The organism is Rathayibacter sp. AY1E3 (assembly GCF_002932235.1).
Classification (GTDB): Bacteria; Actinomycetota; Actinomycetes; order Actinomycetales; family Microbacteriaceae; genus Rathayibacter.
The window spans coordinates 55,618-79,497 of the sequence record NZ_PSVN01000003.1; the positions used below are offsets into that span (position 1 = coordinate 55,618).

Consider the following 23,880-nt stretch of genomic DNA (forward strand, 5'->3'; position numbering starts at 1 on the left):
CTTCCATGAGCATCCCTCGACTGCTTCGATGAGGTCGTCCTCGCGTGCCGACCCAGCGCGCCCCGCCCGTCGAGCAGAGAGGTGACCCGGACCCGTGAACAGCTCGTCCTGCCCCAGGAGATCGCCGCATGAGCCTTCCCCTCCACGCCTTCGACTACCGCACCCTCCCCCTCGACCCCGAGGCGGCCGTGGAGCGGCTCACCATCGCGGAGTTCTTCGCCCCGCAGCCTGCGACCCGCGCGGAGCTGCCCGACCCGGAGCCCCTGCTCGCCCGGCTCACGCACCTCGTGATCGAGATCCTCGAGGGCTCGCGCGAGATCGACCAGATCGCGCGGTGGCTGAGCGACGAGGTCTACCACCACCTGCAGAAGCGGGTCGTGCTCGCGGCCCGCGCCCGCAGCCTGCGGAAGCGGACGGCGCAGCGCGTCCCGTTCACGGTCGGACGGGTGATCGTCACGGAGCCGCGGGACGGTGTCGTCGAGGGAGTCGTGCTGGTGCATCACCGCGCACGGAGCCGGGCCGTCGCGATCCGGCTCGAAGGCACGGACGCGCGCTGGCGTGCCACCGCGATCAACGTGCTGTGAGGAGCGGGTCAGCGCTCCCGGGCGGCCGCACCGGCCGGGAGCACGATCTCCACTCCCCTGTCGCGCAGGGCCTCCTCGAGCTCCGGGGGCGGCGGGGCGTCGGTGACGAGATGATCCGCGCGGCCGAGCTCCGCGACCTCCTCGGGGACGGCTTCACCGCCGCGGACTACGACCGCGTCGGCGGACTCCCTCCCCAGCCCGGCTCGCAAGCGGTGTACGCAGCGGTGGAGTCGGCGCTCGAGGCCAGCTGCGTCCCCGGGCTCGTCCTCGAGACGGACCGGCCGACGACGATCGGCCTCGGCGACACCTTCGCCGGCGGCTTCGTCTCGGCCCTCGCGCGCGGCGAGTCCTGACGGCGGGCGAGGCGGGCTCCGAGCCTCCGCAGGAACGCCGACGGCCCCGGACCCCGCTGCTGCGGGACCGGGGCCGAGGGCGTCGTCCGGGGAGGACTCAGCGGCGCTTGGACTGCGCGCGTCGCTCCTCGCGGTTGGCGGGGGCGTCCGAGCCGCCCGGCTTCTGGCCGAAGGCGCCGGTCGTCGGAGTATCCTCCGCCTCGCCCTCGGGGAGCGCCTTGCGGGCCTCCTCGGCGCGGGCCTTCGCGGTGGCCGCCTGCTGCACCTGTCCGCGCTGGTTGCGGACCTCGACGCCGCCGGTGTCGCTCGGGGCCGAGTAGCTGAGCTTCTCGGCCGGAGCGACCGGCTGAGCGAGGCCCTTGGCCGCGACTCCGGCGACCTCGCCCTGCTTCTGGGTCACCTCGACCTCGAGGTTGAAGAGGAAGCCGACGGTCTCCTCGCGGATCTGCCCCATCATCTGCTGGAACAGAGCGAAGCCCTCGCGCTGGTACTCGACCAGCGGGTCGCGCTGGGCCATCGCGCGCAAACCGATGCCGTCCTTGAGGTAGTCCATCTCGTAGAGGTGGTCGCGCCAGCGGCGGTCGATCACCGAGAGCACGACACGGCGCTCGAGCTCACGCATGGCGGGAGAGCCCAGCTGCTCCTCGCGGCGCTGGTAGGCGAGCTGCGCGTCCGAGAGGATCTCGCGGCGCATGAACTCCTTGTTGATGCGGCCGCGGCTGCCCGCCTCCTGCACCACCTCGTCGATGGTGAGGCTGATCGGGTACAGCGTCTTCAGCTCGGTCCAGAGGGCGTCGAAGTCCCAGTCGTCGCCGTTGCCGTCGCCGGTGTGCACCTCGAGGATCTCGTCGATCACGTCGACGAGGAACTTCTGGGTGCGCTCGTGCAGGTCGTCGCCCTCGAGGATGTGGCGGCGGTCCGAGTAGATCGCCTCGCGCTGGCGGTTGAGGACGTCGTCGTACTTGAGGACGTTCTTGCGGATCTCGGCGTTGCGGGCCTCGACCTGCGACTGGGCGCTGCGAATGGCGCGCGAGACGACCTTCGACTCGATGGCGATGTCGTCCGGGACGTTGCCCCGGCCCATGAGCGCCTCGGCGGCGCCGGAGTTGAACAAGCGCATGAGGTCGTCGGTGAGCGAGAGGTAGAAGCGGCTCTCCCCCGGGTCGCCCTGGCGGCCCGAGCGTCCGCGGAGCTGGTTGTCGATGCGGCGCGACTCGTGGCGCTCGGTGCCGAGCACGTAGAGGCCGCCGGCGGCCTGGACCTTCTCGGCCTCCTCGCCCACCTTCTCCTTGACGGCGGCGAAGACCTCGTCCCATGCGGCCTCGTACTCCTCCGGGGTCTCGGAGGGGTTCAGGCCCTTGGCCGTCATCTCGGAGACCGCGAGGAACTCGGCGTTGCCGCCGAGCATGATGTCGGTGCCTCGACCGGCCATGTTGGTCGCGACGGTGACGGCGCCGAGGCGGCCGGCCTGGGCGACGATGGCCGCCTCCCGCGCGTGGTTCTTGGCGTTCAGGACCTCGTGACGCACGCCCTTCTTGGCGAGCAGGCGCGAGAGGTACTCGCTCTTCTCGACGCTGGTCGTGCCGACGAGGACCGGCTGCCCGGCCGCGTGGCGCTCCGCGATGTCCTCGACGACCTGGGCGAACTTGACCTGCTCGTTCTTGTAGACGAGGTCGGCGTTGTCGATCCGCTGCATCTTGCGGTTCGTCGGGATCGGCACGACGCCGAGCTTGTAGGTCGACATGAACTCGGCGGCCTCGGTCTCGGCCGTTCCGGTCATGCCGGAGAGCTTCGCGTAGAGGCGGAAGTAGTTCTGGAGCGTGACGGTGGCCAGGGTCTGGTTCTCGGCCTTGACCTGCACGCCCTCCTTCGCCTCGATGGCCTGGTGGATGCCCTCGTTGTAGCGGCGTCCGGCCAGGATGCGGCCGGTGTGCTCGTCGACGATCAGGACCTCGCCGTTCAGCACGACGTAGTCCTTGTCCTTCTTGAACAGCGCGCGCGCCTTGATGGCGTTGTTGAGGAACGAGATCAGCGGGGTGTTCGCCGACTCGTAGAGGTTGTCGATGCCGAGGTAGTCCTCGACCTTCTCGATGCCGGGCTCGAGGACGCCGACGGTGCGCTTCTTCTCGTCGACCTCGAAGTCCTCGCCCTCGTCGAGGCGCTTGGCGAGGTTGGCGAACTCCGCGAACCAGCGGTTCGCCTCGCCCGAGGCCGGTCCGGAGATGATCAGCGGGGTGCGGGCCTCGTCGATGAGGATCGAGTCGACCTCGTCGACGATGGCGTAGAAGTGGCCGCGCTGGACCATGTCCTGCGCCTGCCACGCCATGTTGTCGCGGAGGTAGTCGAAGCCGAACTCGTTGTTCGTGCCGTAGGTGATGTCGGCCGAGTACTGCTCGCGGCGCTGCTCCGGGGTCTGGCCCGAGAGGATCACTCCGGTCGTCATGCCGAGGGCGCGGAACACGCGCCCCATCAGCTCGGACTGGTACGACGCGAGGAAGTCGTTGACCGTGACGATGTGCACGCCGCGGCTGGCGATCGCGTTGAGGTAGGCCGGAAGGGTCGCGACGAGCGTCTTGCCCTCTCCGGTCTTCATCTCGGCGATGTTGCCCAGGTGCAGGGCGGCGCCGCCCATGAGCTGCACGTCGAAGTGGCGGAGGCCGAGCGTCCGGCGCGAGGCCTCGCGGACGGCGGCGAACGCCTCCGGCAGCAGGTCGTCGAGGGACTCGCCGTTCGAGTAGCGCTCGCGCAGCTCGACGGTCTCGTTCTTCAGCTCCTCGTCGCTGAGGTGCGTGAAGTCCTCTTCGAGGGCGTTGACGGCCTTCGCGTAGTTCTCGAGGCGGCGGATGACCCGCCCCTCCCCGACGCGAAGGACCTTTTCGAGGACAGAGGCCACGGGGTACTCCAAAAAAGTAGAAGACAGGAGTCGCGCGCCGGAGCGCGGACCGCGACCAGCCTAGCCGGGGCGGGCGGCGAGCGGTCGGGGCGACGCGTCCGCCCTGGGCGGACTCCCTGCCTGGGCACGGGGAGGGCCCCGGAGCGGATGCTCCGGGGCCCGGGGTCGGATCTCAGCCGGCGGCCTGCTCGGCGAGCTCGTCGGCCTCGTCGCCGAGGCCGATGACGCCGTAGTCCCAGCCCTTGCGGCGGTAGACCACGCTCGGGCGGTTCGTGTCGGAGTCGATGAAGAGGTAGAAGTCGTGTCCGACCAGCTCCATGTAGTCGACGGCGTCGTCGACGGTCATCGAGACGGAGGCGAAGACCTTCTTGCGGATGACGACGGGGCAGTACGGCTCCTCGACCTCGTCCTCCACCGGCTCCGGCGCCTCCTGCACGGGGATGACGCCTGTGCTCAGCTGCTCCAGCACCGCCGCGTCGGCCGGCTGGATGGCGACGACGCTGAAGTCGTCGGCGGCCGCGTCGCGGAGCGAGGTCGGCCGATGCTGGCCCCGATGGACCTTCTTCCGGTCCTTGGCGCGTCTCACCCGTTCGAGCAGCCGGCCGATGGCGACGTCGAACGCCGCGTACTTGTCGGCCCCGCTCGCCTCGGCCCGGACCACGGGCCCCTTGCCGATCAGCGTCAGCTCCACGCGGTCGCCGCCGGCCGAGCCCTTGCCCTCGGCGTGCCTGCTCGCCTTGATCTCGAGTGCGAGAGCACGATCGGCGAGGTGCGCCACCTTGTCCGACTTCTCCGTCGCGTACGCGCGGAAGCGATCGGTGATGTCGATGTTGCGTCCTGTGATGTCGATGTCCATGACAACCTCCCAGTCGAGTACGGCGTGCCGCCTTTCTCCGGGGCGGACCGTTCACGCCGTGCCCCCACCGTAGACCCCGGCCACCGGATCGTCACCGGGAGTTCGTCCGGATTCTGCTGCTACGTTCCCTCCTCGTTGCGCGGTGCCGGCCAGGGCCGCCGCGGCCCGGACCGTCCCGCCGGCCGCACGCACGGCGCGCCGGAGCTCGAGCAGGGTCGCGCCGGAGGTGACCACGTCGTCGACGAGGACCACCGGCGGCCACGACGAGAGCGGGCGGCGGGCGCGGAACGCCCCGTCGAGGTTGCCGCGCCGCTCGACGCGGCCGAGCCCGACCTGGTCGCGGACCATCCGCGACCGCCGGAGAGGACGCGCCGCCCGCCCTCCCGCCGCGGCGACCAGCTGCGCGACGGGATCGGCGCCCCGCCGCACGCGGCCGAGCCAGGAGCCGGGCGGGACGACCAGGATCGCGGGGCTGCCGGCGAGCGCCGCGCCGAGAGCGGGACGCAGCAGCGCGCCGAGCGGGGCGAGGCTGGCCGTGCGGCCCTCCTCCTTCAGCGCGACGACGAGGCGGCGCACCGTGCCCTCGTACGGGGCACCGGTGACGACGAGGAGCGGATCGTCCGGCGGCCCGACGACGCGGGTCAGCAGGCAGGCCGAGGCGGCCGCGTCGGCCGAGCAGTCCGGACAGGGCGCCCGGCTCGTCGGCTCTCCGCAGGCGGGGCACTCCAGCGGGAGGAGGACGGCGAGGGCGTCGAGCAGGTGATCGGAGAGCATGCCTCCACGTTCGCCGTCCGGGCCGCGGCGCGGGGGGTGGATCCGTCGGATCGGGACGATCCGCCCGCCCGACGCGCCTGGGGAGGAGCATCCGGAGCGCGCCGCCGTCGGAAGGGCTCGTCGCCGCCGACAGGACCGGTCAGGACCCCATGCCGGTCTGCGCCGCGAGCAGCCGGATGTCCGTCGCGGTCGTCTGCCAGGCCGAGCCCCGCTGCTGCCGGAGCTCCCCGCCCTCGGCGAGGATGCGGATCTGGGTCGAGGTGTTGCCCGCGGCGATCTGGACCGTGCCCGTCGTCGTGCCGAGCGCCGTGGCGCCTCCGCCGAGCAGGTTCATCGTGACGGCGTCCTCTCCCGTCGAGCTGCGGACGACCGACACCACGTCGAGCTCGTCCGTCCAGGCCGCGGCGACCGCGGTCCCCAGAGTCGAGCGGAGGACGACCGGCTCGCCGACCGCCACCGGGTCGCCGTCCCGGGAGCGGGTGATGCCGGCCACCAGCACCGTCGCCTGCTGCCCGTCCTGGGCGAGCGCCAGCATCCGGGTGCCGTCGCGCGACACGGCGATCGAGGCGAGCGACTCGACCTCGCTCCAGGCCGTCGCGACCTGCATCGAGCGCGAGCCGTCCGCGGAGTACGCCACCAGCTGCCCGGGCGAGGCCGACGGCACGGACCACACGTACCCGAGCGGATCGATCGTCGGCGCGACGAGGCCCGACCGCGCGTCGAGGAGGACGTCGGCACCGTCGGGCTCCACGAGGCTCACGCCCGCGGCGGTGAGCACGGCGGCCGATGCGTCCGAGTCGGCCCCGCGCTGCTCGCCGAGGACCGCGGCCCGCGGCTGCAGCGCCTCGATCCGATCCGAGATCCCGAGGCCGGCCAGCCCGGAGGAGCCGAGGAATCCGAAAGCGTCGTCGGTCAGCACGAGCGGCCGGGTGTCGACGCGGGGCGAGGTCGGCAGGCCGGTGACCTCGGAGGGGACGTCGATCGGGTTCTGCTCGACCGAGAGCGCGACTCCGGTGACGTTCGAGACGTTCGCGAGGCTCCGGTTCAGCTGCAGGGCCATCAGCCGCCACTGCGCCGGATCGGCCTCGAGAGCGGCCGGGTTCAGGTCCACCACGGCGCGCTGCGACTCGACCGGGACGGTCTCGGCCGCCAGCGTCGTCCCGGTCGGGAAGGCCGACACGACGGCGGCGGAGTCCCGCAGCCACGGCGTGGGGCCGCGCAGCAGCTCGGTGACGATCGTGGTGCTGGTGGAGCTGTCGGCGCGCGAGGCGAACCAGCGCAGGTCCGGCACGAGGTACTGGTATGCGGGGTCGAAGAAGTAGAGCGCGTGCGTCGAGAAGACCTGCTCGAAGGTGGTGCGGTCGATCACCACGCCGCTCGGCGGCGCGCTGATGCGCCATTCGCCGTTCTCCTGGACGAAGCCGTAGTCGAGGGTCAGGCCGGCCGTGGTGGCGACGTCGGTGTAGACGCCGGTCGCGTCGACCTCGGCGACGGGCGTGATCGTCAGCGAGAGCGTGGATCCCGACTGCGGCGAGGCGGAGCGCTGGCCCTCGTCGACCGTCACGTGCTCGCCCGGCGTCCAGTCGGCTCCGGTGGAGAGGAACTCGCGGGCGATCTTGTAGTTGTTCTGCGGGCTCGACGCGGCGTCGATGAAGCCGGTCAGGATGTCGCGCTGCGACGCACCGACGGCGGGTCCCGACGGGAGGAAGTCGTACTGGAGGTCCTGCGGCGCGGTGTCGGGCCGTCCGACTCCGACGTCGCCGTCCCGCGGGATGCCGGCGCACCCGGCCAGCCCGAGCGCGAGCAGCGCGGCGGCCGCGGCGCGGAGGACGCCGCGCCTCACGGGAGCACCCCCGCGGCCCCGACCGGAGGAGCCTGCAGCGGAGGGAGGACGATCGGGCCGCTGTAGGCCTGCTCGCCCGCGTCGACCGGGGGCAGCGGGAGCGGCGAGGCCTCGATCCGCTCGCCGCGGTGCCGGGGCACGGTCAGGCGGAAGCAGGCGCCGCGATCGGGCACGGACCAGACCTGCAGCCAGCCGTGGTGCAGGGCGGTGTCCTCCTGCGCGATGGAGAGGCCGAGGCCGGTGCCGCCGAGCGTGCGGCGGCGGGACGGATCGGCGCGCCAGAAGCGGTCGAAGACGCGCACCACCTCCTCGCTGCTCATGCCGTGCCCGTAGTCGCGCACGGCGAGGGCGACCGCGCTGGCGTTGCTGTCGACGGTGACGACGACCTCGCGGCCGTCGCCGTGCTCGATCGCGTTGCCCAGCAGGTTGCGGACGATCCGGCGGATGCGGCGCGGATCGAGGTCGGCGTCGAAGTAGCCGCCCGGGGCGGAGAGAGTGAGCCGGGAACCGTTCGCCTCCGCGATCCCGCGCATCGCCTCGATCTCGTCGCCGGCCAGCTTCACCAGGTTGACCGGCTCGAGCTCGAGCTCGGCCGATCCCGCGTCGTGGCGGGAGATCTCGAGCAGGTCGGCGAGGAGGCTCTCGAAGCGGTCGATCTGGCTGTGCAGCAGCTCGACCGTGCGCTCGGCGACCGGGGCGAAGTCCTCGCGCTGGTCGTACAGCACGTCCCCGGCCAGCTTCATCGTCGTCAGCGGCGTCCGGAGCTCGTGCGAGACGTCCGAGACGAAGCGCTGCTGGACCTGGCTGAGCGTCGCGAGCTCGCTGATCCGGTCCTGCAGGCTGTCGGCCATGCCGTTGAAGGACCGGGCGAGGGTCGCGATCACGTCCTGGCCCCGCTCGGGGATCCGCACGTCGAAGTCGCCGGCGGCGAGGCGCTGGCTCGTCTCGGCCGCGACCCGGACCGGGGCGACGACGATCCGCACGACGACCCAGCTGACCGCTCCGATCAGCAGGATGAGCAGGATCCCCGCCACGTTGAGCACCTGCTGCACGAACTGGAGCGTGCGCTCCGCGTCCGCGAGGGAGTAGCCGATGTACAGCTCGTAGCGCCCGGCCGAGCTCGGCAGCTCGAGGGTCGAGCCGACGAGGATGCCGGGCTGCTGCTGACCGGAGGCGTCGAGCGTCACCGACTGCCAGTACTGCCCGTCGGAGCCCGCCTGCACCCGCTCGCGCAGCGCGTCGCTGATCACGCCGTTCTGCAGCTCGCGGTTGTAGATGTCCTGAGGCGCCAGCGAGGACGCCTCCTGGTCGGGCGAGCGCACGACGGCGATCAGCGCGGAGGAGGAGGCGTCCCGGACGGCGGTGCGCACCGAGCTCATCACCTCCTCCATGTCCTGGCGGGTGGAGACTGTGGCGGCGTCGAGGTATCCCTGCGCGGCCCGGGTCGCGCGCGACGTGTCGCCCGTGACCTGCGTCAGCCGTGACTGGAACAGGTTGTCGCTGATGCTGTACGAGAGGTAGACGCCGGTCGAGCCGATGGCGATGCCGCTGAGCAGGACCGTGATCGCGACCGCGCGGAACTGCAGCGACGTGCGCCACACCCCGAGCACGCGGCGGGGCCACCGGCGCACGTCGGGAGCGGCGAGGCGGGGCACGGTCAGCCCGGGAGGACGGCGCCGGCGCGGTAGCCGACGCCGCGCACGGTCATCACGATGCGGGGGTCGTCCGGGTCCTTCTCGACCTTGGCGCGCAGGCGCTGGACGTGCACGTTCACGAGGCGGGTGTCGGCCTTGTAGTGGTAGCCCCAGACCTGCTCGAGCAGCATCTCGCGGGTGAAGACCTGCTGGGGCTTGGAGGCGAGGGCGAGGAGGAGGTCGAACTCGAGCGGGGTCAGGCCGATGCGCGTCTCGCCGCGGCGGACCTCGTGGCCGGCGACGTCGAGGCTCAGGTCCCCGACCTGCAGCACCGCGTTCGCGGCGGCGGTGGCGGGACGCAGGCGCGTCCTGATGCGCGCGACGAGCTCCTTGGGGTCGAACGGCTTGACCATGTAGTCGTCGGCGCCGGACTCGAGGCCCTGCACGACGTCGGAGGTGTCGGACTTGGCCGTCAGCATGATGACGGGGACGCCGGACTCGGCGCGGATCGCGCGGCACACCTCGATCCCGTCGATCCCGGGCAGCATCAGGTCGAGCAGGACCAGGTCCGGCCGGGCCCGCCGGAAGGCCTCGAGGGCGCCTGAGCCGTCCGCGCAGAAGGAGACGTCGTACCCGTCGGCGCGCAGGACGATGCCGATCATCTCGGCCAGGGCGGCGTCGTCGTCGACCACCAGAATGCGCGCGCTCATCGGTCTGCTCTTCCTCGTCTCGGGTCGCGCCCGCCCACGGCGCGCACGGTGACCCGACCCAGGCTAACCGACGCACCTCTCCGTGGGCGGGGAGCGGGCTCTGCGGGCGAAGGGGGTCCGCTCGGGGGAGGACCCCGCCCGCACGCCTGTGACAGCATGGAGGGGATGACCGACGCAGCTCAGTGGCCCCCGCCCGCAGGGCGTCCGGACGACGCGGCCGTCCCGGCGCAGGACGGCGACCGGCGCAGGCCGCTGCCCGCTCCCGTCGCCCCGGCCTGGTCGCCCGCGCCGCCGAGCGCAGGCCCCGTACCACCCGGTCCCGCCGGGGGCTCCTGGTCGCCCGCCGGCGCCGGCCCCTGGTCGCCCGGACGCCCAGCGCCCGGCTGGACTCCCCCGCCCAAGCCCGGTCTCGTGCCGCTGCGCCCGCTCGGCTTCGGCACCCTGCTCGGCGCCCCGTTCCAGGTCCTCCGCCGCAGCCCCCGCACGACCCTGGGCGTCGCCCTGCTGGTGCAGGGCCTCGGGTCGGTGCTCGCCCTGGCGGTCTACGGCCTGATCGCGGTGCTCGCCGTCGGGCGCATCGCGCAGGCGGAGTCCGCCGACCGCGACGCCGTCGGCGCAGGCTCCCTCGCGGTCGTGGTCCTGGCCGCCCTCATCCCCCTCGCCGTCTCGCTCGCCAGCGGCGCCCTCGTGCAGGGCGTGGTCGTGCTCGAGGTCACCCGCGGCGTCCTCGGCGAGCGGGCGACCTTCCGACAGCTGCTCGCCCGGCTGCGGGGCCGCTTCTGGGCGCTGATCGGCTGGACGGTCCTCCAGGGCGTCGGCTACCTCCTCCTGGTGCTCCTCGCCGTGGCGCTCGCCGTGCCGCTGTTCGTCATCGGAGCGATGGACGGGACGTCGAGCGCGATCGTCGGCGGGATCCTGGTGCTCGTCGGCTCCGGCCTGGTCGCCCTCGCGCTGGGGGTCTGGCTGTCGACGAAGCTCGCCCTGGTGCCGAGCCTGATCGTCGTCGAGCGGCTGCCGCTGCGCCGTGCGGTGGTGCGCTCGTGGCGGCTGGTGGCGGGCGGCTTCTGGCGCACCTTCGGCGCGCTCGCGCTGATGACCGTGATCATCCAGGTCGCCGGCCAGATCGTGGCCACGCCGTTCAGCCTGCTCATCCCGATCGCCGGCGCCCTGATCGCCCCGACCGACCCGGACGCGCAGCTCGTCACCTCGCTCGTGGTGACGATCGCCTCCGTCGCCGTGGGCTTCGTGATCGGCGCCGTCGGCACCGTGCTCCAGTCGGCCGTGACGGGCCTGGTCTACCTCGACCGACGGATGCGCCGCGAGGGCTTCGACCTGGTGCTGATGCGCCACGTCGAGGAGCGCGCGGCGGGCCGCCCCTCCCCCGATCCCTTCCCCGTGCCGGAGCGCCCGTGATCCTCGCCGCGGCCCCTCTCGAGCCCGACGCGGCGCAGGCGCGCCGACTCCTCCTCGAGGAGCTCGCCGACCCGCGCTACCGGGCGGCCGAGCCGACCCTCTTCGACCGGGTGGTGCAGGCGGTGCGCGACTGGTTCGCCTCCCTCACGCTGCAGGGCGACGGCCCGCCGGTGCCGATCGCCGCCGTGATCGGCGTGCTGGTGCTGGTGGCGCTCGTGGTCGCCGCGCTCGTCATCGCCGGACGGCCCCGCGCCGGTCGCCGCAGCACCGTCACGGGAGCGGTGCTCGCCGACGACGACACCCGCTCGGCCGCGACCCTCCGCTCGCTCGCCGAGGCCGCGGCCGCCCGCGGGGACTGGGACGAGGCGCTCGTCGAGCGCTTCCGCGCCCTGGTGCGCTCCCTCGACGAGCGGACCGTCCTGCGGGTCTCGCCCGGCACGACCGCGCTCGGCCTGGCGTCGCGCGCCTCCGCGGCCTTCCCCTCCTCCGCCGCCGCGCTGCGCCGCACGGCCGACGACTTCGACCGCGTGCGCTACCTCGGGCAGCCCTGCGGCCCGGCCGAGTACGAGCGGGTCGCGGCTCTGGACCGCGAGCTCGCCGCGGCCTCGCCGGTCCTGGACGCCCTGGCGGCGCCCCGGTGAGCGCCGACACGGTCTCCAGCCCGACCCTCGGCGCGCTGCTGCGCCGCGGACGGGTGTGGGTGCTCCTGCTCGTGATCGTCGCGGTCGGCACTCTGCTGCTCACCGTCGCGACCGGGACCCGGGTGGCCGCCCCGGACCTCGACGTCGACAGCGCGACCCCGGACGGCGCCCGTGCGCTCGCCCAGGTGCTGCGCGATCAGGGCGTCGAGGTCGTCCGCGCCGACGACCTGGACTCCGCTCTCGCCGCCTCCTCCCCGGACGCGACACTGCTCGTCGACGACCCGGACGTGGCCCTCGACGAGGCCCAGTACCGCCGGCTCGCCCGCGCCTCGGCCTCGCTCGTCCTGGTGACCCCGGGAGGAGCCGCGCTCGACGCCCTGCTGCCGGACGTCCGCTTCGCCGGCTCCCCGGCCGGCGACGGCCCCTTCCGCGCCGAGTGCCCGCTCCCGGCGGCCGAGCGCGCCGGGACGCTCCCCGCCGGTGGGAGCACGTACCGGATCCTCGACGACGGCGACGCGGTCGGCTGCTTCCCCTCGGGCGACGACGGCTTCCTGCTCGTGAGCACCGTGTTCCCGCAGGGCGCCGACGTCACCGCGATCGGCGACGCCGACCTCCTCCGCAACGGCACCATCGGCCAGGACGGCCGCGCCGCTCTCGCACTCGGACTGCTCGGCGGTGAGGACCGGCTGGTCTGGTACCGCGCCGGAGCCGCCGACTCGGCGAGCACCACCCCTGCACCCGCCGACCTCGCCCCCGGCTGGGTGACTCCGGCTCTCCTGCTGCTGGTGGCCGTGTTCGTCGCCTCCGCCGTCTGGCGCGGCCGCCGGCTCGGCCCGCTCGCGGTCGAGCCGCTGCCGGTCGTCGTGCATGCGAGCGAGACGGCCCGCGGCCGCGCGCGGCTCTACGCGCGCGGAGCCCTGCGGCCCCGCGCCCTCGACGCACTGCGCATCGGCACCCTCCGGCGGACGGCCGCGCTCCTGGGACTCGCTCCGGCGACCGGGGTCGACGAGATCGTCGCCGTCGCCGCCGAGCGCCTCGGCCGCGATCAGGCCGCGCTGCGCCGTCTGCTCGTCGACGACCTGCCGGGCGACGACGCCGCCCTCGTCGCCGCCTCCGACGAACTCCTCCGCTTCGAGAGCGCGCTCCGCGCCGCCCTCTCCCCGACGACCGCCCGACGACCGGAAGGCCCCTCCCGATGAGCGACACCACCCCCTCCGCCCGCGACGGAGCGCCGGTCTCCGACGACGACCTGCGCGCCGAGCTCGACCGGGTCCGCTCCGAGGTCGGCCGCGCGGTCGTCGGCCAGGACGGCGCCGTCTCCGGGCTCCTGATCGCCCTCCTCGCGGGCGGCCACGTCCTGCTCGAGGGCGTCCCCGGAGTCGCGAAGACGCTGCTCGTGCGCGCCCTGTCCGTCTCGCTCGGCCTCGACACCCGCCGGGTGCAGTTCACGCCGGACCTGATGCCCGGCGACATCACCGGCTCCCTCGTCTACGACGCCTCCACCTCCGGCTTCGCCTTCCGCGAGGGCCCGGTCTTCACGAACCTCCTGCTGGCGGACGAGATCAACCGCACGCCGCCGAAGACCCAGGCCGCGCTCCTCGAGGCGATGGAGGAGCGCCAGGTCAGCGTCGACGGGCGCACCCTGCCTCTGCCGGACCCGTTCCTCGTCGCCGCCACCCAGAACCCGGTCGAGTACGAGGGGACCTACGTGCTCCCGGAGGCCCAGCTGGACCGGTTCCTGCTCAAGCTCGTGCTCGACATCCCGCCGCGCGACGTCGAGGTGGAGGTGCTCTCGCGCCACGCCGCGGGCTTCGACCCGCGCGACCTCGACGCCGCGGGCGTGCGACCCGTGCTCGACGCCGCCCGTCTGCGCGCCGCCCAGGCCTCGGCCCGGCGAGTCGGAGCCGGTCCCGACGTCCTCGGCTACATCGTCGACCTCGCCCGCGCCACCCGCGAGAGCCCGAGCGTCAAGCTCGGCACCAGCCCCCGCGGCTCGACCGCCCTGCTCGCGGCGTCCCGCGCCTGGGCCTGGCTCAACGGCTACGGCTCGATCACCCCCGACCACGTGCAGGCGATGGTCCTGCCCGTGCTGCGCCACCGCATCCAGCTGGAGCCGGAGGCGGAGCTCGAGGGCGTCCGCACCGAGGCCGTCCTGGGCGGGATCCTGCAGCAGGTCCGCGTCCCGGTCTGAGCCGTGCACCTCACCGGACGCAGCGTCCTCGTCCTCCTCGTCGGCCTGGTGCCGGTCGTCCTCCTGGGCGGCCGCCCCGAGGTCGCCTTCGCCGTGCTCGGCCTCTGGCTCCTGGCCTGGGCGGTCCTCGTCGGGATCGACGTCGCGGTCGCGGGCTCGCCCCGGGCCGTGGTGCTCGAGCGGCGGGTGCCGGACCGGGTGCGGCTCGGCGAGAGGGCCGAGGCGACCCTCCTGGTCACGAGCACCGGCCGCAGGAGGATCACGGGGGTCCTCCGCGACGCCTGGGAGCCCTCGGCCGGTGCCCTCGAGACCCGGTCGCCCCTGCGTCTGCCGCCGGGCGAGCGCCGCGCGGTGACCACGGTCCTGGAGCCGCTCCGCCGCGGCGAGCGCCGGGCACTCCACGTCACCATCCGCTCCCGCGGGCCGCTCGGGCTGGCCGGCCGCCAGGCGACGCGGGCCGCGCCGGCCGTCGTCCGGGTGCTGCCCGCCTTCCGCTCCCGTCGCCACCTGCCCTCGCGCCTGGCGCGGCTGCGCGAGCTGGAGGGGCGGACCAGCGTGATGATCCGCGGGCAGGGAACGGAGTTCGACAGCCTGCGCGAGTACGTCCGCGGCGACGACGTCCGCTCGCTCGACTGGCGGGCGACCGCGCGGCGCCGGGAGCCGGTCGTCCGCACCTGGCGCCCGGAGCGCGACCGGCGCGTGATCGTCGTGCTCGACACGGGCCGCACGTCCGCCGCACGGATCGAGGACGAGACGCGCCTGGACACGGCGATCGAGGCGTCGCTCCTCCTGGCGGCCCTCGCGGCCTCGGCCGGCGACCGGGTCGACGTGCTCGCGTTCGACCGCACCCGGCGAGCCCGCGTGCACGGCGCCACCGGCACGGAGGTGCTGACCCGCGTCGTGGACGCCCTCGCCCCCGTGCAGCCCCAGCTCATCGAGACCGACTGGGCGGCGGTCCCCGCGCAGGTGCGCACCCTGGTCTCCCAGCGCTCGCTGGTGGTGCTCCTCACCGCGCTCGACTCGGTCGGCTCGGCGGAGGGGCTCCTCGCGGTGCTCCCGCAGCTCACCCGCGTGCACACGGTCGTGGTCGCCTGCGCGCTCGACCCCGAGCTGCAGCGGATGGCGGAGGACCGGAGCGACCGGGCCGCGGTCTACTCCGCCGCCGCCGCGGAGCGCTCGCTCGCGGACGTCGACCGGCTCTCGGCCGCCGTCCGCCGTCTCGGCGGGGACGTCGTGCTCGGCAGCCCCTCCGCTCTCCCGCCGGCGCTCGCGGACCGCTATCTCGCCCTCAAGGCGGCCGGACGGCTCTGACCTGCGAGAGGGGCCGTCGCCGCTCCCGGGAGCGCGACTCGACGGCCGTGCTCGTCCGGCTCGGCTCAGCCGGCCGCGATGCTCCGCGACCCCGCCTCGAACCGGTCGAGGTCGCCCGTCTCCCCCGCCCGCACCGCGCGCCCGCCGACGACGATCATGTAGAAGAGGAACGCGCCGAGGGCGAGCGCCCCGATCCCGATCTTGAGCCACCAGGGCCAGGGCGCCGGAGTGACGAACCCCTCGATCACGCCCGAGACGAGCAGCACGAAGACCAGGCCGATCGCCACCGTGAACAGGCTCCGCGCGTCCTCGGCGAGCGCCTGGCCGCGGGTGCGCGCGCCGGGAGCGATCCAGGCCCAGAAGATCCGCAGGCCCGCGGCCGCGGCGACGAACACGGCCGTCAGCTCGAGCTGGCCGTGCGGCGCGATGTAGAGGAAGAACGTGTCGCCCTCCCCCACATGGAACATCACCGCGATCGACGTGCCGAGGTTCTGCGCGTTCTGCAGCAGGATGTACGGCACGTAGACGCCGACGATCCCGAAGGCCACGCACTGCGCCGCGATCCAGGCGTTGTTGGTCCAGACCTGCCCGGCGAACGAGGCGGCGGGGTTCTCGGAGTAGTAGTCGATGAAGTCGCCTCGGGCGAAGCGCCGCAGCTCCTCGTCGTCGCCCAGCGCGGCGAGCAGGCGCGGGTCGCCGAGGATCCAGAGCGCGTAGAGCGTCGCCACCACCGCGGTCGCGAGGGCGACGGCGAGCGTCAGCCAGCGCAGCCGGTGCAGAGCGGCCGGGAGCGAGAGGACGACGAAGCGGGAGACCGCGGCGAGCGGCTCGTCTCGCGTGCCGGTCAGGCGTCCCCGAGCCCGCGAGAGCGAGACGGCGAGCCGCGTGCCGACGGCCGTCGATCCGGCGGTGGAGGAGATCGTGGCGAGGTCCGCGGATGCCGCCTGGTAGCGCTCGATCAGCTCGTCCGCCTCGGCTCCGGTCAGGCGGCGCCTGCGCGAGAGCTCGTCGAGGCGGGTCCACTGCGCAGTGCGGGCGGCCGAGAGAGCGTCGATGTCCATCTCCTGACAGGATAGCCAGGCACGCCGCCGAGGCCGAGCATCCGGGAGGAGCACCGTGGAGGAGCAGCGCACCGAGTTCGACGACGCCGACCTGATCACCGGCGAGGCGATCGCGCTCGAGGTGCCCGTCACCTCCTTCGTGCTCCGCGCGGTCGGCGCGATCATCGACCTGATCGCGGAGCTCCTGCTCGCGCTGGGCCTATTCCTGCTGGTCTCCTCCCTCTCCGGGGACGGCGGCCTGGACCCCGCCGCCTCGGCCGCCGTGGCGATCGCGGCCCTCGTCATCGCCGTGGTGATCGTGCCGGTCACCGTCGAGACGGCCAGTCGCGGCCGCTCGCTCGGGAAGCTCACCGTCGGCGCTCGCGTCGTCCGCGACGACGGCGGTTCCATCGGCTTCCGGCACGCCCTCGTGCGCGGCCTCACCGGCGTCCTCGAGATCCTGATGACCTTCGGCGGGCTCGCCGCGGTCGTCGGCCTCCTCTCGCGCCGATCGCGCCGTCTCGGCGACGTCCTCGCGGGCACGCACAGCCAGCTCGAGCGCGTTCCCCGCGCGGAGCCGCTGGTCGTCGAGATCCCGGAGCCGCTGCGGGGCTGGGCCGTCACGGCGGACACCGCGCGCCTCCCCGACGCCCTGGCGCGCCGACTGGCGCAGTTCCTCCGTCAGCGCCACGGCATGACGGAGCCGTCGCGCTCGCAGCTCGCCGCCGCGCTGGCCGACGAGACCGCGGTCCACGTCTCCCCGCTGCCCGCCGCGCCCGCGGAGGACTTCCTCCTCGCCGTGGCCGCACTCCGCCGGGCGCGGGAGGAGCGCGCCCTGCTCCTGTCCGACCAGCGCCTCGAGCGGCTGGCCCCCGTGCTCTCGAGCACGCCGCGCGGCTTCCCCGAGCGGCCCTGACGCGCGCGGCAGCGGCCTAGGCGGGCCCCGCGCCGTAGCGGACGGTCTCCCAGCCGCGCGGGACGAGGAGCCGCCGGTCGTGCTCGGCGCAGAGGTCGTAGCCGTGCGGATCCGGCGCAGGACTCAGCGGCCCGACCGCCACCAGCGAGTCGCGGTAGTCGTAGGTCAGCGTGACGACGGCCTGCGCACGGCAGCCCGTCCGCGAGCAGTGCCGTCCGGTCATCGCCGCCCACAGTAGCAATAGGCTGGAGCCATGCCCCGTGCTCGTCGTTCCGCCGCTCGCCCGACGAGCGGGTCGCGCGGAGGCTCCCGCGACCGGCACGGCCGCGGCGCACGAGGGCCGATCACCGGTCCGCACCTCCCCCTGCTGCAGACCCGCTCCGACTTCTTCGAGGCGACGATCGGCTCGGCCTTCGACTACCTGCGCGGCACCTGGCCGGAGGAGCTCGCCGGCATCCGCGTCGACGTCGCGGCGACTCCCGACGTCGACCCCGACCGGCTGCAGGGCACGGGCATCGCGCGGTGGCGCGTCGACCACGCCGCGCGCCGCATCACGCTCTACCGCGTGCCGATCGAGCGCCTGGCGAAGCTGCACCGCCGCGACGAGTGGCACCAGCGCATGCTGATCGAGAGCTACGTGTTCCGCGCCGTCGCGGAGCTGCTCGGCCGCGACCCGTGGGACATCTCCCCGGACCGCTACCGGCACCCCTGAGGCGCCGGCAGCTCTGAGGCGCCGGCAACTCTGAGGCGCCGGGACCGCCGAGGCGCCGCCGCCCCGCGTCTCAGTGCGAGTAGACCGTGATCGGCGAGGAGAGCGGTCCCGGCGGGACGATCGTGTACGAGGCGATCCGCCCGTCGCGCGCGATCGAGACCGAGGCCTGCACCGGCTGGGTGCTGCTGACGACCGCGCCGTCGCCGTCCAGCGGGGTCGCGAGAGCCGCGAACGGGCCGAGCTCGAGCGTGCGGGTGCCGCCCGGCGCCTCGATCTCGACCGAGGCGGTCGAGTCGCTGCCGTTGACCAAGTGCAGCCGCGCGTCGCCCTCGCCCGTGCCGGCGACGCCGAAGGGCGTCGTGGTCGCGGTGCCGGAGGCGAACCAGGCGAAGTCCGTGCCGGCCGAGCCGGTCGAGGTCGTCCGCCCCGCCGCGACGATCGGCTGATCGGCCCGCAGGACGATGCGGTAGGAGCCGTCCGCCAGGCCCGTGAGCGGGACCTCGCCGACGAGGCCGGCGGGGACGACGACCTGGGTGAAGGCGCCCGACCCGCTCGGGTCCTCGTTGGTGACCTCGACCGAGACCGTGCTGTCGGCGTCGCCGGGGGTGAGGATGCGCAGCACGGGGCTGCCCGCGCCGCCGCTGCCGTCGTCGCTCGCGGTCTCGGCCGGAGGCGACGTGACGGTGAAGCCGGCGATCACGGCGAGCGTGTCCGGGCCGGCGGAGGGGCCGGTGGTCTCGACGCCCTCCGGGGTGAGGCCGGAGATGGCGCTGCTCTGCATGCTCGCGGCGACCTCGCCGCCCCGTGCGGTCACGTGCACGACGGGCTGGACGATTCCGGGGGCGAGCCCCGCGAGCGGGAGCGCGCGGACCGCTCCGGCCGGAACGACGATGCCCGTGGCGCCGGTGGCCTGGACGGTGCCGGTCTCGGAGAAGAGCGTGAGGTCGACGGTGGAGGCGACCTCGCTCGGGTTCGCCAGGATCAGCACGGAGGTGCGCCCGACGTCGGTCGAGCCGGCCACGAGCCAGCTGTCGGCCGAGGGCTCGGCGCAGGCGCGGGCGGACAGTCCGGAGAGGGTGTCCGTGCCGATGGCCTGGACGGTGGCTCCACCGGGAGCGGGGTCGGAGCCCGCGGGCACGCTCAGACCGGTGATGCCGGTGCCCGGTGCGGCGACATCGTCCTCGTCGAGGACCGTGGGGTCCGAGGTGGAGCCCTCGGGCCGGACCGCGGTCGCCGCGCCGTCGAGGGCGCGCAGCTGCTCCGGCTCTCCGGCGTCGATCAGATCGCCGCCGCAGACCAGCGAGCTGTCGGCCGCGACGGGCGTCACGACGACGCCCTCCGCGGCGCTCGAGACCAGGGGGGACGGGAGGAGCTGGGGCACGACCACGGCGGCCGCGGCGATCACGACTCCGGCCGCGCCCACCGCACCGCGCAGGGCCGTCCGGCGCCGACGGGCGGCCGAGGGTGCGCGATCGGGCGTCGAGGCCGCGGCGCGATCGGCGCGGCGCTCCGCGCGGGAGCGGCGGGCGGAGGACTCGGGCATCTGCTTCTCCTGGTCGGCGGGGTCAGACATCGTCGTTCCCGTCGTCGAACTGGCCGGTGGCCTCGCCCGGCTCGTCGTCGATCCCGGCGACCGCGCCGCTGGAGCGGCCCCGCTCGAGGGAGAGCCCGGTGGGCACCGCCAGCAGGAGGGCGACGACGAAGACGAGGAGGAGGGCGATCGTGTAGGCGATCCCGAAGGGTCCGACCACGCCGGACGGAGCGGCCTCGGTGCGGGTCCCCTCCGTGTCGACGGCCGTCCAGAGGAGCCCGTAGCGGGTGTCGCCGACGGCCGAGAACGCCGCGTTGCCGTCGAGGGAGACGGCCGCCCGCGCGCGCACGGCGGCGGCCGCGTCGCCGACCTGGGTGCCGGCCGGCTCGGTCAGCACGACGAAGCGCACGCCGAGGCTCTCGAGCGCGGAGGGGACGTCGTAGCCCGTCCGCGAGACGAGGTTGCCCGCCAGCTCGTCGATCGCGTCCGTGCTCTCGGCGCCGGTGTTCGCGAGGGTCGACTGCTGGTCGAGGGTCGCGCCCGCTCCGCGCTCCAGCCGGGCGAGGACGCCGCCGTCCACCTGCGGGACGAGCACGATCGTGCCCACCCGCGGGTCGTTCCGGGCCTCGGCCGCCACGTAGGCGGGGAGCGAGCGGTCCGACGTGGTCGACACGGACGTGCCGGCGCCGGACGGGAAGGCCACCGCGAGCGGACCGACCAGTGCTGCTGCCGCGGCCGTGACGACGAGCGCCGGCACCACGCGCACGGAGCGCACGGCGGCGAGCGAGAGCGACGCGCCGATCACCAGGCCGAGCCAGTAGAGGCTGAGACCGGTACCGCTCCAGACGGAGACCGCCTCGGAGCCGGTGGTCGCGACCTGCACGCCCTGGGCGAGCGAGGCGGTCACGAGACCCGCCGCCGCCACGCCGACTCCGCCGAGGGCCGAGAGGTTGTTCGGGAGGAGGAGGGCGGCCAGCGCCGCGACGATCAGCGGCACGACGAGCACGGCCGTGACCAGCGGGGCGGCGGAGGCGCCGATCCCCAGACCGCCGAGGAACGCGAGCCATCCGTCGGGCAGACCGGCCGGGAAGCCGGCGAGCAGCGCGACGAGGTCCGACTGCGCGGAGGGCAGCGGGACGCCCGGATCTGCGAGGACGCCGAGCCAGTCGCCCCGCGGTGCGCGGGCGACCACCAGCGGGAAGAGGAGGACGGCCGCGGGGATCGGCAGGCCGAGGAAGCGGCCGATCCGCCGCCCCGAGGTGGCGACGACGACGAGCCAGATCACCAGGAGCGGCACGGCCAGCACCGGCGCGCACGCCACGACGGCCGCAGCCAGGATCGAGGCGCTCGCGGAGGCGGACCAGGAGCGGTACGCGCCGAACCCGGCGAAGAAGAGCCAGGGAAGCAGCACGTGCACCAGCAGCGGGGCGGGGCGCCCGTCGGCCTGCGCGGCAAAGAAGGCGGGAGCGAGGATGTAGACGAGGGCTCCGGCGGCGCGGGCGGTCGCGCGCGGGGTGAGCCGCGCGATCATCAGCCAGGCGCCGAGGGCGGAAGCGGGGAGCGCGACGAGGTAGAGCAGCACCATCGAGTAGCTGGGCGACCAGAAGGTCAGCGAGCCGAGCACGGCGAGGACGGCGGCGAACGGGTCCGCCGCGCCGATGAACCCTGAGCCGAGGTCGCGCCAGCCGTAGGCCGCGTTGCGCCAGAGCTCGCCGACGGTCGGCGAGAGCGTCAGCAGACCGCCGCCGCTGAGCGCGGGAGCAGCGAGGAGCGGCGTGTAGAGCACCAGGCCGGCGAGCGCGGCGATGAGGACGACCCACACTCCCCCGCCCTGGAAGAAGTGCAGCGGATGGCGGTCCCGCCCGGCCTGCACGCGCACGGCGTCGTGGCGCACCGAGCGCAGCTGCCGCACCACGTCCAGCGGGATGCGGAGCGGCGCGATCGCCTTCCAGCCCACGTTCTTCGACGAGCGGAGAACGGTGCGGGCCCGCAGCACCTTCGTCCCCCCGAAGGCGACGACGAGGGCCGCCAGCAGCTCCCCTCCGACCAGCCCGGGCTGCTTGCGCAGCAGTCGCACGACCGCGCGGCCGATCGCCAGCGGGACGAGCGAGAGCCAGTGCAGGAGGAGGAGCGCGACGGGCGCGTAGGCGAGCCGGCGGTGCAGCTGCGCGGTGCGGTGCTGGCGTGCGCGGCGCCGCTCCCCGCTGTCGATGCGGCGGCCGTCGGGGCGCTGCAGCCCGATGCGGGCGGTGGTGACGCGGGCGTCCGGCACGCGGCTGACCCTGTGCCCGGCGAGCCGGGTGCGGATCGAGAAGTCGAGCGCGTCGTCGACGACCGGCAGGCCGGGGTCGAAGCCGCCGAGCTCCTCCCAGAGGGAGTGGCGCACGAGCATGCCGCCGGCGGCGACGGCCAGGACGTCGGGCGTGGAGTCGTGCTGGCCCTGGTCGAGCTCGTCCTCGACGAGGTGAACGGTCGTGCCGTGCTTGGTGATCGACTCGCCGTAGCTGCGGATGTAGCCGGAGCGCGTCCAGTCCATGATCTTGGGGCCGGCGACCGCGACGGAGGGGGCGACCTCGACGGCTCCCAGCAGCGCCGCGAGGGCGCCGGGCTCGGGGGCGGAGTCCTGCGCGAGCAGCCACAGCCACTCGTCCTCTCCGGCCGGCGGCTGCATCACGCGGACAGCGCGGGCCACGGCCTGGCCGAAGGGGAGGTGCTCGGCGACCTGCACGAGCTGCGTCGGACCCCAGGACGCGAGGAGCTCGTCGGTCGTGTCCTTCGAGCCTCCGTCGACGAACACCGTCGCGTCGGGCTGACGGGTCTGCGCCCGCAGGGCCGCCAGGGTTCGTTCCAGATAGGCCGCGCCGTTGCGCGCGACGAGGACGGCGGTGACTCGTGGATACATCGCGGACCACCCTAAGCGATGCCGCCGCGCCGTCCGCCTGCGGCTCGCCGCCCCGTCGGTCGGGTCGCGGCGAGGAGGGGACTAGGCCCGGCGGCGCAGCTTCCGGCGCTCGCGCTCGGAGAGGCCGCCCCAGATGCCGAACCGCTCGTCGTTCTCGAGCGCGTACTCGAGGCACTGGGCCCGGACCTCGCACGAGGTGCAGATCTTCTTGGCGTCGCGGGTCGAGCCGCCCTTCTCGGGGAAGAAGGCCTCGGGATCGGTCTGCGCGCACAACGAGTCGACCTGCCAGGAGAGCGCGCCCCCCGGCGCCTCGGTCGCGGTGTCGATACCGGGTCGGACCCCGGGCACGCCCAGACGGACCGGATCGACGAACCAGTCCTCGGGGACTCCGGAGTGCTGTTCCGGAAGCGTCATGCCGTCTCCTACCCCGCCTGCGAACCGATGATCGGCGGCCGCTCCTCCCGGAGCCGCTGCCTAGGTAATTACAGCGGTGTCATTCGCTCAGGTCAAGTCGCGGACCATAAACCCTCAACCCGCCGTGGAGGGTTCACGACACACCGGCGTGTCGCGAACGTGAGATCCGATCAGGCGGTCGCGGCGCTCCGTGCGCGCCAGGCGCTCTCCACCATCTCGGCGACCGTGTGCCGCATCTCCCAGCCCAGGTCGCGGGCCGCCGTCTCGCCGGAGGCGACGATGCGGGGCGGATCGCCCGGCCGCCGCGGGGCGACCTCGGGCGTGAAGGCGATGCCGGTGCTGTCGGCGATCGCGCGCATGATCTCCCCGACGGAGGCCCCGGATCCGCTGCCCAGGTTGTAGACCGGGTCGATCGGCTCGCCGGCGGCCAGGCGGCGCGCCGCGGCGACGTGCGCGAGCGCCAGGTCGGCGACGTGGATGTAGTCGCGGACGCAGGTGCCGTCCGGCGTCGGGTAGTCGTCGCCGTTGATCCGGGGCGTGCGGCCGTCCAGCAGAGCCTCGAAGACGAGGGGGAAGAGGTTGTGGGGGCTGGTGTCGTAGACGTCCGGGTAGCCGGACCCGACGACGTTGAAGTAGCGCAGGGAGGCGTGCCGGACGCCGTGCGCCCGCCCCGCGTCCGCGAGCAGCCACTCGCCGATCAGCTTCGACTCGCCGTAGGGCGACTCCGGGCTCTTGGGGGTGTCCTCGGTGACGATCTCGACGTCGACCGCGCCGTAGACGGCAGCGCTCGAGGAGAAGACGATCGAGGAGACCCCGGCGCGCTCCATCGCCGCCAGCACGCGCATGGTGCCGGTGACGTTCTGCTCGTACGTGTGCAGGGGGCGCTGCACCGAGACTCCGGCGTACTTGAACCCGGCGACGTGGACGACGCCCTCGATGTCGTGCTCGGCGAGCACGCGGTCGAGCAGGGCCTCGTCGAGGATCGAGCCCTGGTGGAACGGGACGCCCTCGGGCACGAACGACGCGTGCCCCGAGGAGAGGTCGTCGAGGACGACGGGGTCGATGCCCTGCTCCGAGAACGCGCGCACCACGTGCGCCCCGATGTATCCGGCTCCCCCGGTGACCAGCCATGCCATGTGGATCCTCCTCGGTGCGGGCCCGC

At 74.1% G+C, this 23,880-nt stretch carries 21 protein-coding genes; 9 read left to right on the forward strand and 12 right to left on the reverse strand.

Going from position 1 to position 23,880, the window contains the following annotated elements:
* Positions 1-128 precede the first annotated feature (128 nt).
* Both C5C53_RS03175 and C5C53_RS03180 read left to right on the forward strand, forming a co-directional pair.
* On the forward strand, positions 129-584 hold the full coding sequence (locus C5C53_RS03175; RefSeq protein ID WP_219812134.1) for an Rv3235 family protein: 456 nt from the start codon (positions 129-131) through the stop codon (positions 582-584).
* Complete coding sequence (locus C5C53_RS03180) at positions 581-937, forward strand: hypothetical protein (RefSeq protein WP_104266809.1); 357 nt, start codon at positions 581-583, stop codon at positions 935-937. Before C5C53_RS03175 ends, C5C53_RS03180 begins: the two co-directional genes overlap by 4 nt.
* A 97-nt stretch (positions 938-1,034) precedes the next feature.
* Here C5C53_RS03180 and secA read toward each other — a convergent pair whose 3' ends face one another.
* The 6 genes from secA to mtrA all read right to left on the reverse strand — a co-directional run bounded on the left by secA (position 1,035) and on the right by mtrA (position 9,647).
* The gene (gene secA / locus C5C53_RS03185) at positions 1,035-3,830 is read right to left on the reverse strand and encodes a preprotein translocase subunit SecA (protein WP_104266810.1); all 2,796 of its coding nucleotides are present in this window, start codon (positions 3,828-3,830) and stop codon (positions 1,035-1,037) included.
* 172 nt (positions 3,831-4,002) lie between these two features.
* Positions 4,003-4,686: a ribosome hibernation-promoting factor, HPF/YfiA family gene (gene hpf / locus C5C53_RS03190; protein ID WP_104224131.1), complete on the reverse strand. Its 684-nt coding sequence runs from the start codon at positions 4,684-4,686 to the stop codon at positions 4,003-4,005.
* Between the two features lie 51 nt (positions 4,687-4,737).
* On the reverse strand, positions 4,738-5,460 hold the full coding sequence (locus tag C5C53_RS03195) for a ComF family protein (protein WP_104255254.1): 723 nt from the start codon (positions 5,458-5,460) through the stop codon (positions 4,738-4,740).
* Between the two features lie 139 nt (positions 5,461-5,599).
* Positions 5,600-7,303, reverse strand: a complete 1,704-nt coding sequence (locus C5C53_RS17030) for an LpqB family beta-propeller domain-containing protein (protein WP_104266811.1) — start codon at positions 7,301-7,303, stop codon at positions 5,600-5,602.
* Complete coding sequence (gene mtrB / locus C5C53_RS03205) at positions 7,300-8,958, reverse strand: MtrAB system histidine kinase MtrB (RefSeq protein ID WP_244229464.1); 1,659 nt, start codon at positions 8,956-8,958, stop codon at positions 7,300-7,302. Before mtrB ends, C5C53_RS17030 begins: the two co-directional genes overlap by 4 nt.
* A 2-nt stretch (positions 8,959-8,960) precedes the next feature.
* A complete protein-coding gene (gene mtrA / locus C5C53_RS03210; RefSeq protein WP_104224133.1) occupies positions 8,961-9,647 on the reverse strand; it encodes an MtrAB system response regulator MtrA in 687 nt (228 codons plus the stop codon).
* 165 nt (positions 9,648-9,812) lie between these two features.
* On the opposite strand from mtrA, the gene C5C53_RS03215 reads away from it, so the two are divergent.
* The 5 genes from C5C53_RS03215 to C5C53_RS03235 are packed head-to-tail and all read left to right on the forward strand — an operon-like array spanning position 9,813 to position 15,203.
* A complete protein-coding gene (locus C5C53_RS03215; protein ID WP_146084631.1) occupies positions 9,813-11,060 on the forward strand; it encodes a hypothetical protein in 1,248 nt (415 codons plus the stop codon).
* A complete protein-coding gene (locus C5C53_RS03220; protein ID WP_104266813.1) occupies positions 11,057-11,701 on the forward strand; it encodes a DUF4129 domain-containing protein in 645 nt (214 codons plus the stop codon). Before C5C53_RS03215 ends, C5C53_RS03220 begins: the two co-directional genes overlap by 4 nt.
* The gene (locus C5C53_RS03225; protein WP_181127706.1) at positions 11,698-12,900 is read left to right on the forward strand and encodes a DUF4350 domain-containing protein; all 1,203 of its coding nucleotides are present in this window, start codon (positions 11,698-11,700) and stop codon (positions 12,898-12,900) included. The genes C5C53_RS03220 and C5C53_RS03225 overlap by 4 nt, the downstream gene beginning before the upstream one ends.
* On the forward strand, positions 12,897-13,892 hold the full coding sequence (locus tag C5C53_RS03230) for a MoxR family ATPase (RefSeq protein ID WP_104224137.1): 996 nt from the start codon (positions 12,897-12,899) through the stop codon (positions 13,890-13,892). The genes C5C53_RS03225 and C5C53_RS03230 overlap by 4 nt, the downstream gene beginning before the upstream one ends.
* A gap of 3 nt (positions 13,893-13,895) precedes the next feature.
* The gene (locus C5C53_RS03235; protein ID WP_104266815.1) at positions 13,896-15,203 is read left to right on the forward strand and encodes a DUF58 domain-containing protein; all 1,308 of its coding nucleotides are present in this window, start codon (positions 13,896-13,898) and stop codon (positions 15,201-15,203) included.
* Positions 15,204-15,268: 65 nt separating this feature from the next.
* Here C5C53_RS03235 and C5C53_RS03240 read toward each other — a convergent pair whose 3' ends face one another.
* Positions 15,269-16,264 (reverse strand): stage II sporulation protein M, encoded by a 996-nt coding sequence (locus tag C5C53_RS03240; RefSeq protein ID WP_104224139.1) that lies wholly within the window; start codon positions 16,262-16,264, stop codon positions 15,269-15,271.
* A 55-nt stretch (positions 16,265-16,319) separates the two neighbouring features.
* On the opposite strand from C5C53_RS03240, the gene C5C53_RS03245 reads away from it, so the two are divergent.
* Complete coding sequence (locus C5C53_RS03245) at positions 16,320-17,159, forward strand: RDD family protein (protein WP_244230605.1); 840 nt, start codon at positions 16,320-16,322, stop codon at positions 17,157-17,159.
* Between the two features lie 16 nt (positions 17,160-17,175).
* On the opposite strand, the gene C5C53_RS03250 is transcribed toward C5C53_RS03245, so the two are convergent.
* Positions 17,176-17,382, reverse strand: coding sequence for a DUF3499 family protein (locus C5C53_RS03250; protein ID WP_104224141.1), 207 nt, complete (start codon positions 17,380-17,382; stop codon positions 17,176-17,178).
* Positions 17,383-17,412: 30 nt separating this feature from the next.
* Between C5C53_RS03250 and C5C53_RS03255 the strand changes: the two genes are divergently transcribed.
* Positions 17,413-17,871: a metallopeptidase family protein gene (locus tag C5C53_RS03255; RefSeq protein WP_104224142.1), complete on the forward strand. Its 459-nt coding sequence runs from the start codon at positions 17,413-17,415 to the stop codon at positions 17,869-17,871.
* Between the two features lie 70 nt (positions 17,872-17,941).
* On the opposite strand, the gene C5C53_RS03260 is transcribed toward C5C53_RS03255, so the two are convergent.
* The 4 genes from C5C53_RS03260 to galE all read right to left on the reverse strand — a co-directional run bounded on the left by C5C53_RS03260 (position 17,942) and on the right by galE (position 23,854).
* A complete protein-coding gene (locus C5C53_RS03260) occupies positions 17,942-19,444 on the reverse strand; it encodes a DUF5719 family protein (protein ID WP_146084632.1) in 1,503 nt (500 codons plus the stop codon).
* A complete protein-coding gene (locus C5C53_RS03265) occupies positions 19,437-22,304 on the reverse strand; it encodes a glycosyltransferase family 2 protein (RefSeq protein ID WP_104266817.1) in 2,868 nt (955 codons plus the stop codon). Before C5C53_RS03265 ends, C5C53_RS03260 begins: the two co-directional genes overlap by 8 nt.
* Before the next feature lie 81 nt (positions 22,305-22,385).
* Positions 22,386-22,718 (reverse strand): WhiB family transcriptional regulator, encoded by a 333-nt coding sequence (locus C5C53_RS03270; protein WP_104224145.1) that lies wholly within the window; start codon positions 22,716-22,718, stop codon positions 22,386-22,388.
* A 170-nt stretch (positions 22,719-22,888) separates the two neighbouring features.
* Positions 22,889-23,854 carry a UDP-glucose 4-epimerase GalE gene (gene galE / locus C5C53_RS03275; RefSeq protein ID WP_104255247.1) on the reverse strand — a complete coding sequence of 322 codons (966 nt, stop codon included), beginning with the start codon at positions 23,852-23,854 and terminating at the stop codon, positions 22,889-22,891.
* Positions 23,855-23,880 lie beyond the last annotated feature (26 nt).

Excerpts from the sequence above, each read along its gene's own strand:
- C5C53_RS03175 (WP_219812134.1), top strand. The coding sequence starts at position 129 with ATGAGCCTTCCCCTCCACGCCTTCGACTACCGCACCCTCCCCCTCGAC.
- C5C53_RS03260 (WP_146084632.1), bottom strand. The coding sequence starts at position 19,444 with ATGTCTGACCCCGCCGACCAGGAGAAGCAGATGCCCGAGTCCTCCGCC.
- C5C53_RS03265 (WP_104266817.1), bottom strand. The coding sequence starts at position 22,304 with ATGTATCCACGAGTCACCGCCGTCCTCGTCGCGCGCAACGGCGCGGCC.
- C5C53_RS03230 (WP_104224137.1), top strand. The coding sequence starts at position 12,897 with ATGAGCGACACCACCCCCTCCGCCCGCGACGGAGCGCCGGTCTCCGAC.
- C5C53_RS03255 (WP_104224142.1), top strand. The coding sequence starts at position 17,413 with ATGCCCCGTGCTCGTCGTTCCGCCGCTCGCCCGACGAGCGGGTCGCGC.
- galE (WP_104255247.1), bottom strand. The coding sequence starts at position 23,854 with ATGGCATGGCTGGTCACCGGGGGAGCCGGATACATCGGGGCGCACGTG.
- C5C53_RS03215 (WP_146084631.1), top strand. The coding sequence starts at position 9,813 with ATGACCGACGCAGCTCAGTGGCCCCCGCCCGCAGGGCGTCCGGACGAC.
- C5C53_RS03270 (WP_104224145.1), bottom strand. The coding sequence starts at position 22,718 with ATGACGCTTCCGGAACAGCACTCCGGAGTCCCCGAGGACTGGTTCGTC.
- C5C53_RS03195 (WP_104255254.1), bottom strand. The coding sequence starts at position 5,460 with ATGCTCTCCGATCACCTGCTCGACGCCCTCGCCGTCCTCCTCCCGCTG.
- mtrA (WP_104224133.1), bottom strand. The coding sequence starts at position 9,647 with ATGAGCGCGCGCATTCTGGTGGTCGACGACGACGCCGCCCTGGCCGAG.
- C5C53_RS03240 (WP_104224139.1), bottom strand. The coding sequence starts at position 16,264 with ATGGACATCGACGCTCTCTCGGCCGCCCGCACTGCGCAGTGGACCCGC.
- hpf (WP_104224131.1), bottom strand. The coding sequence starts at position 4,686 with ATGGACATCGACATCACAGGACGCAACATCGACATCACCGATCGCTTC.
- C5C53_RS03250 (WP_104224141.1), bottom strand. The coding sequence starts at position 17,382 with ATGACCGGACGGCACTGCTCGCGGACGGGCTGCCGTGCGCAGGCCGTC.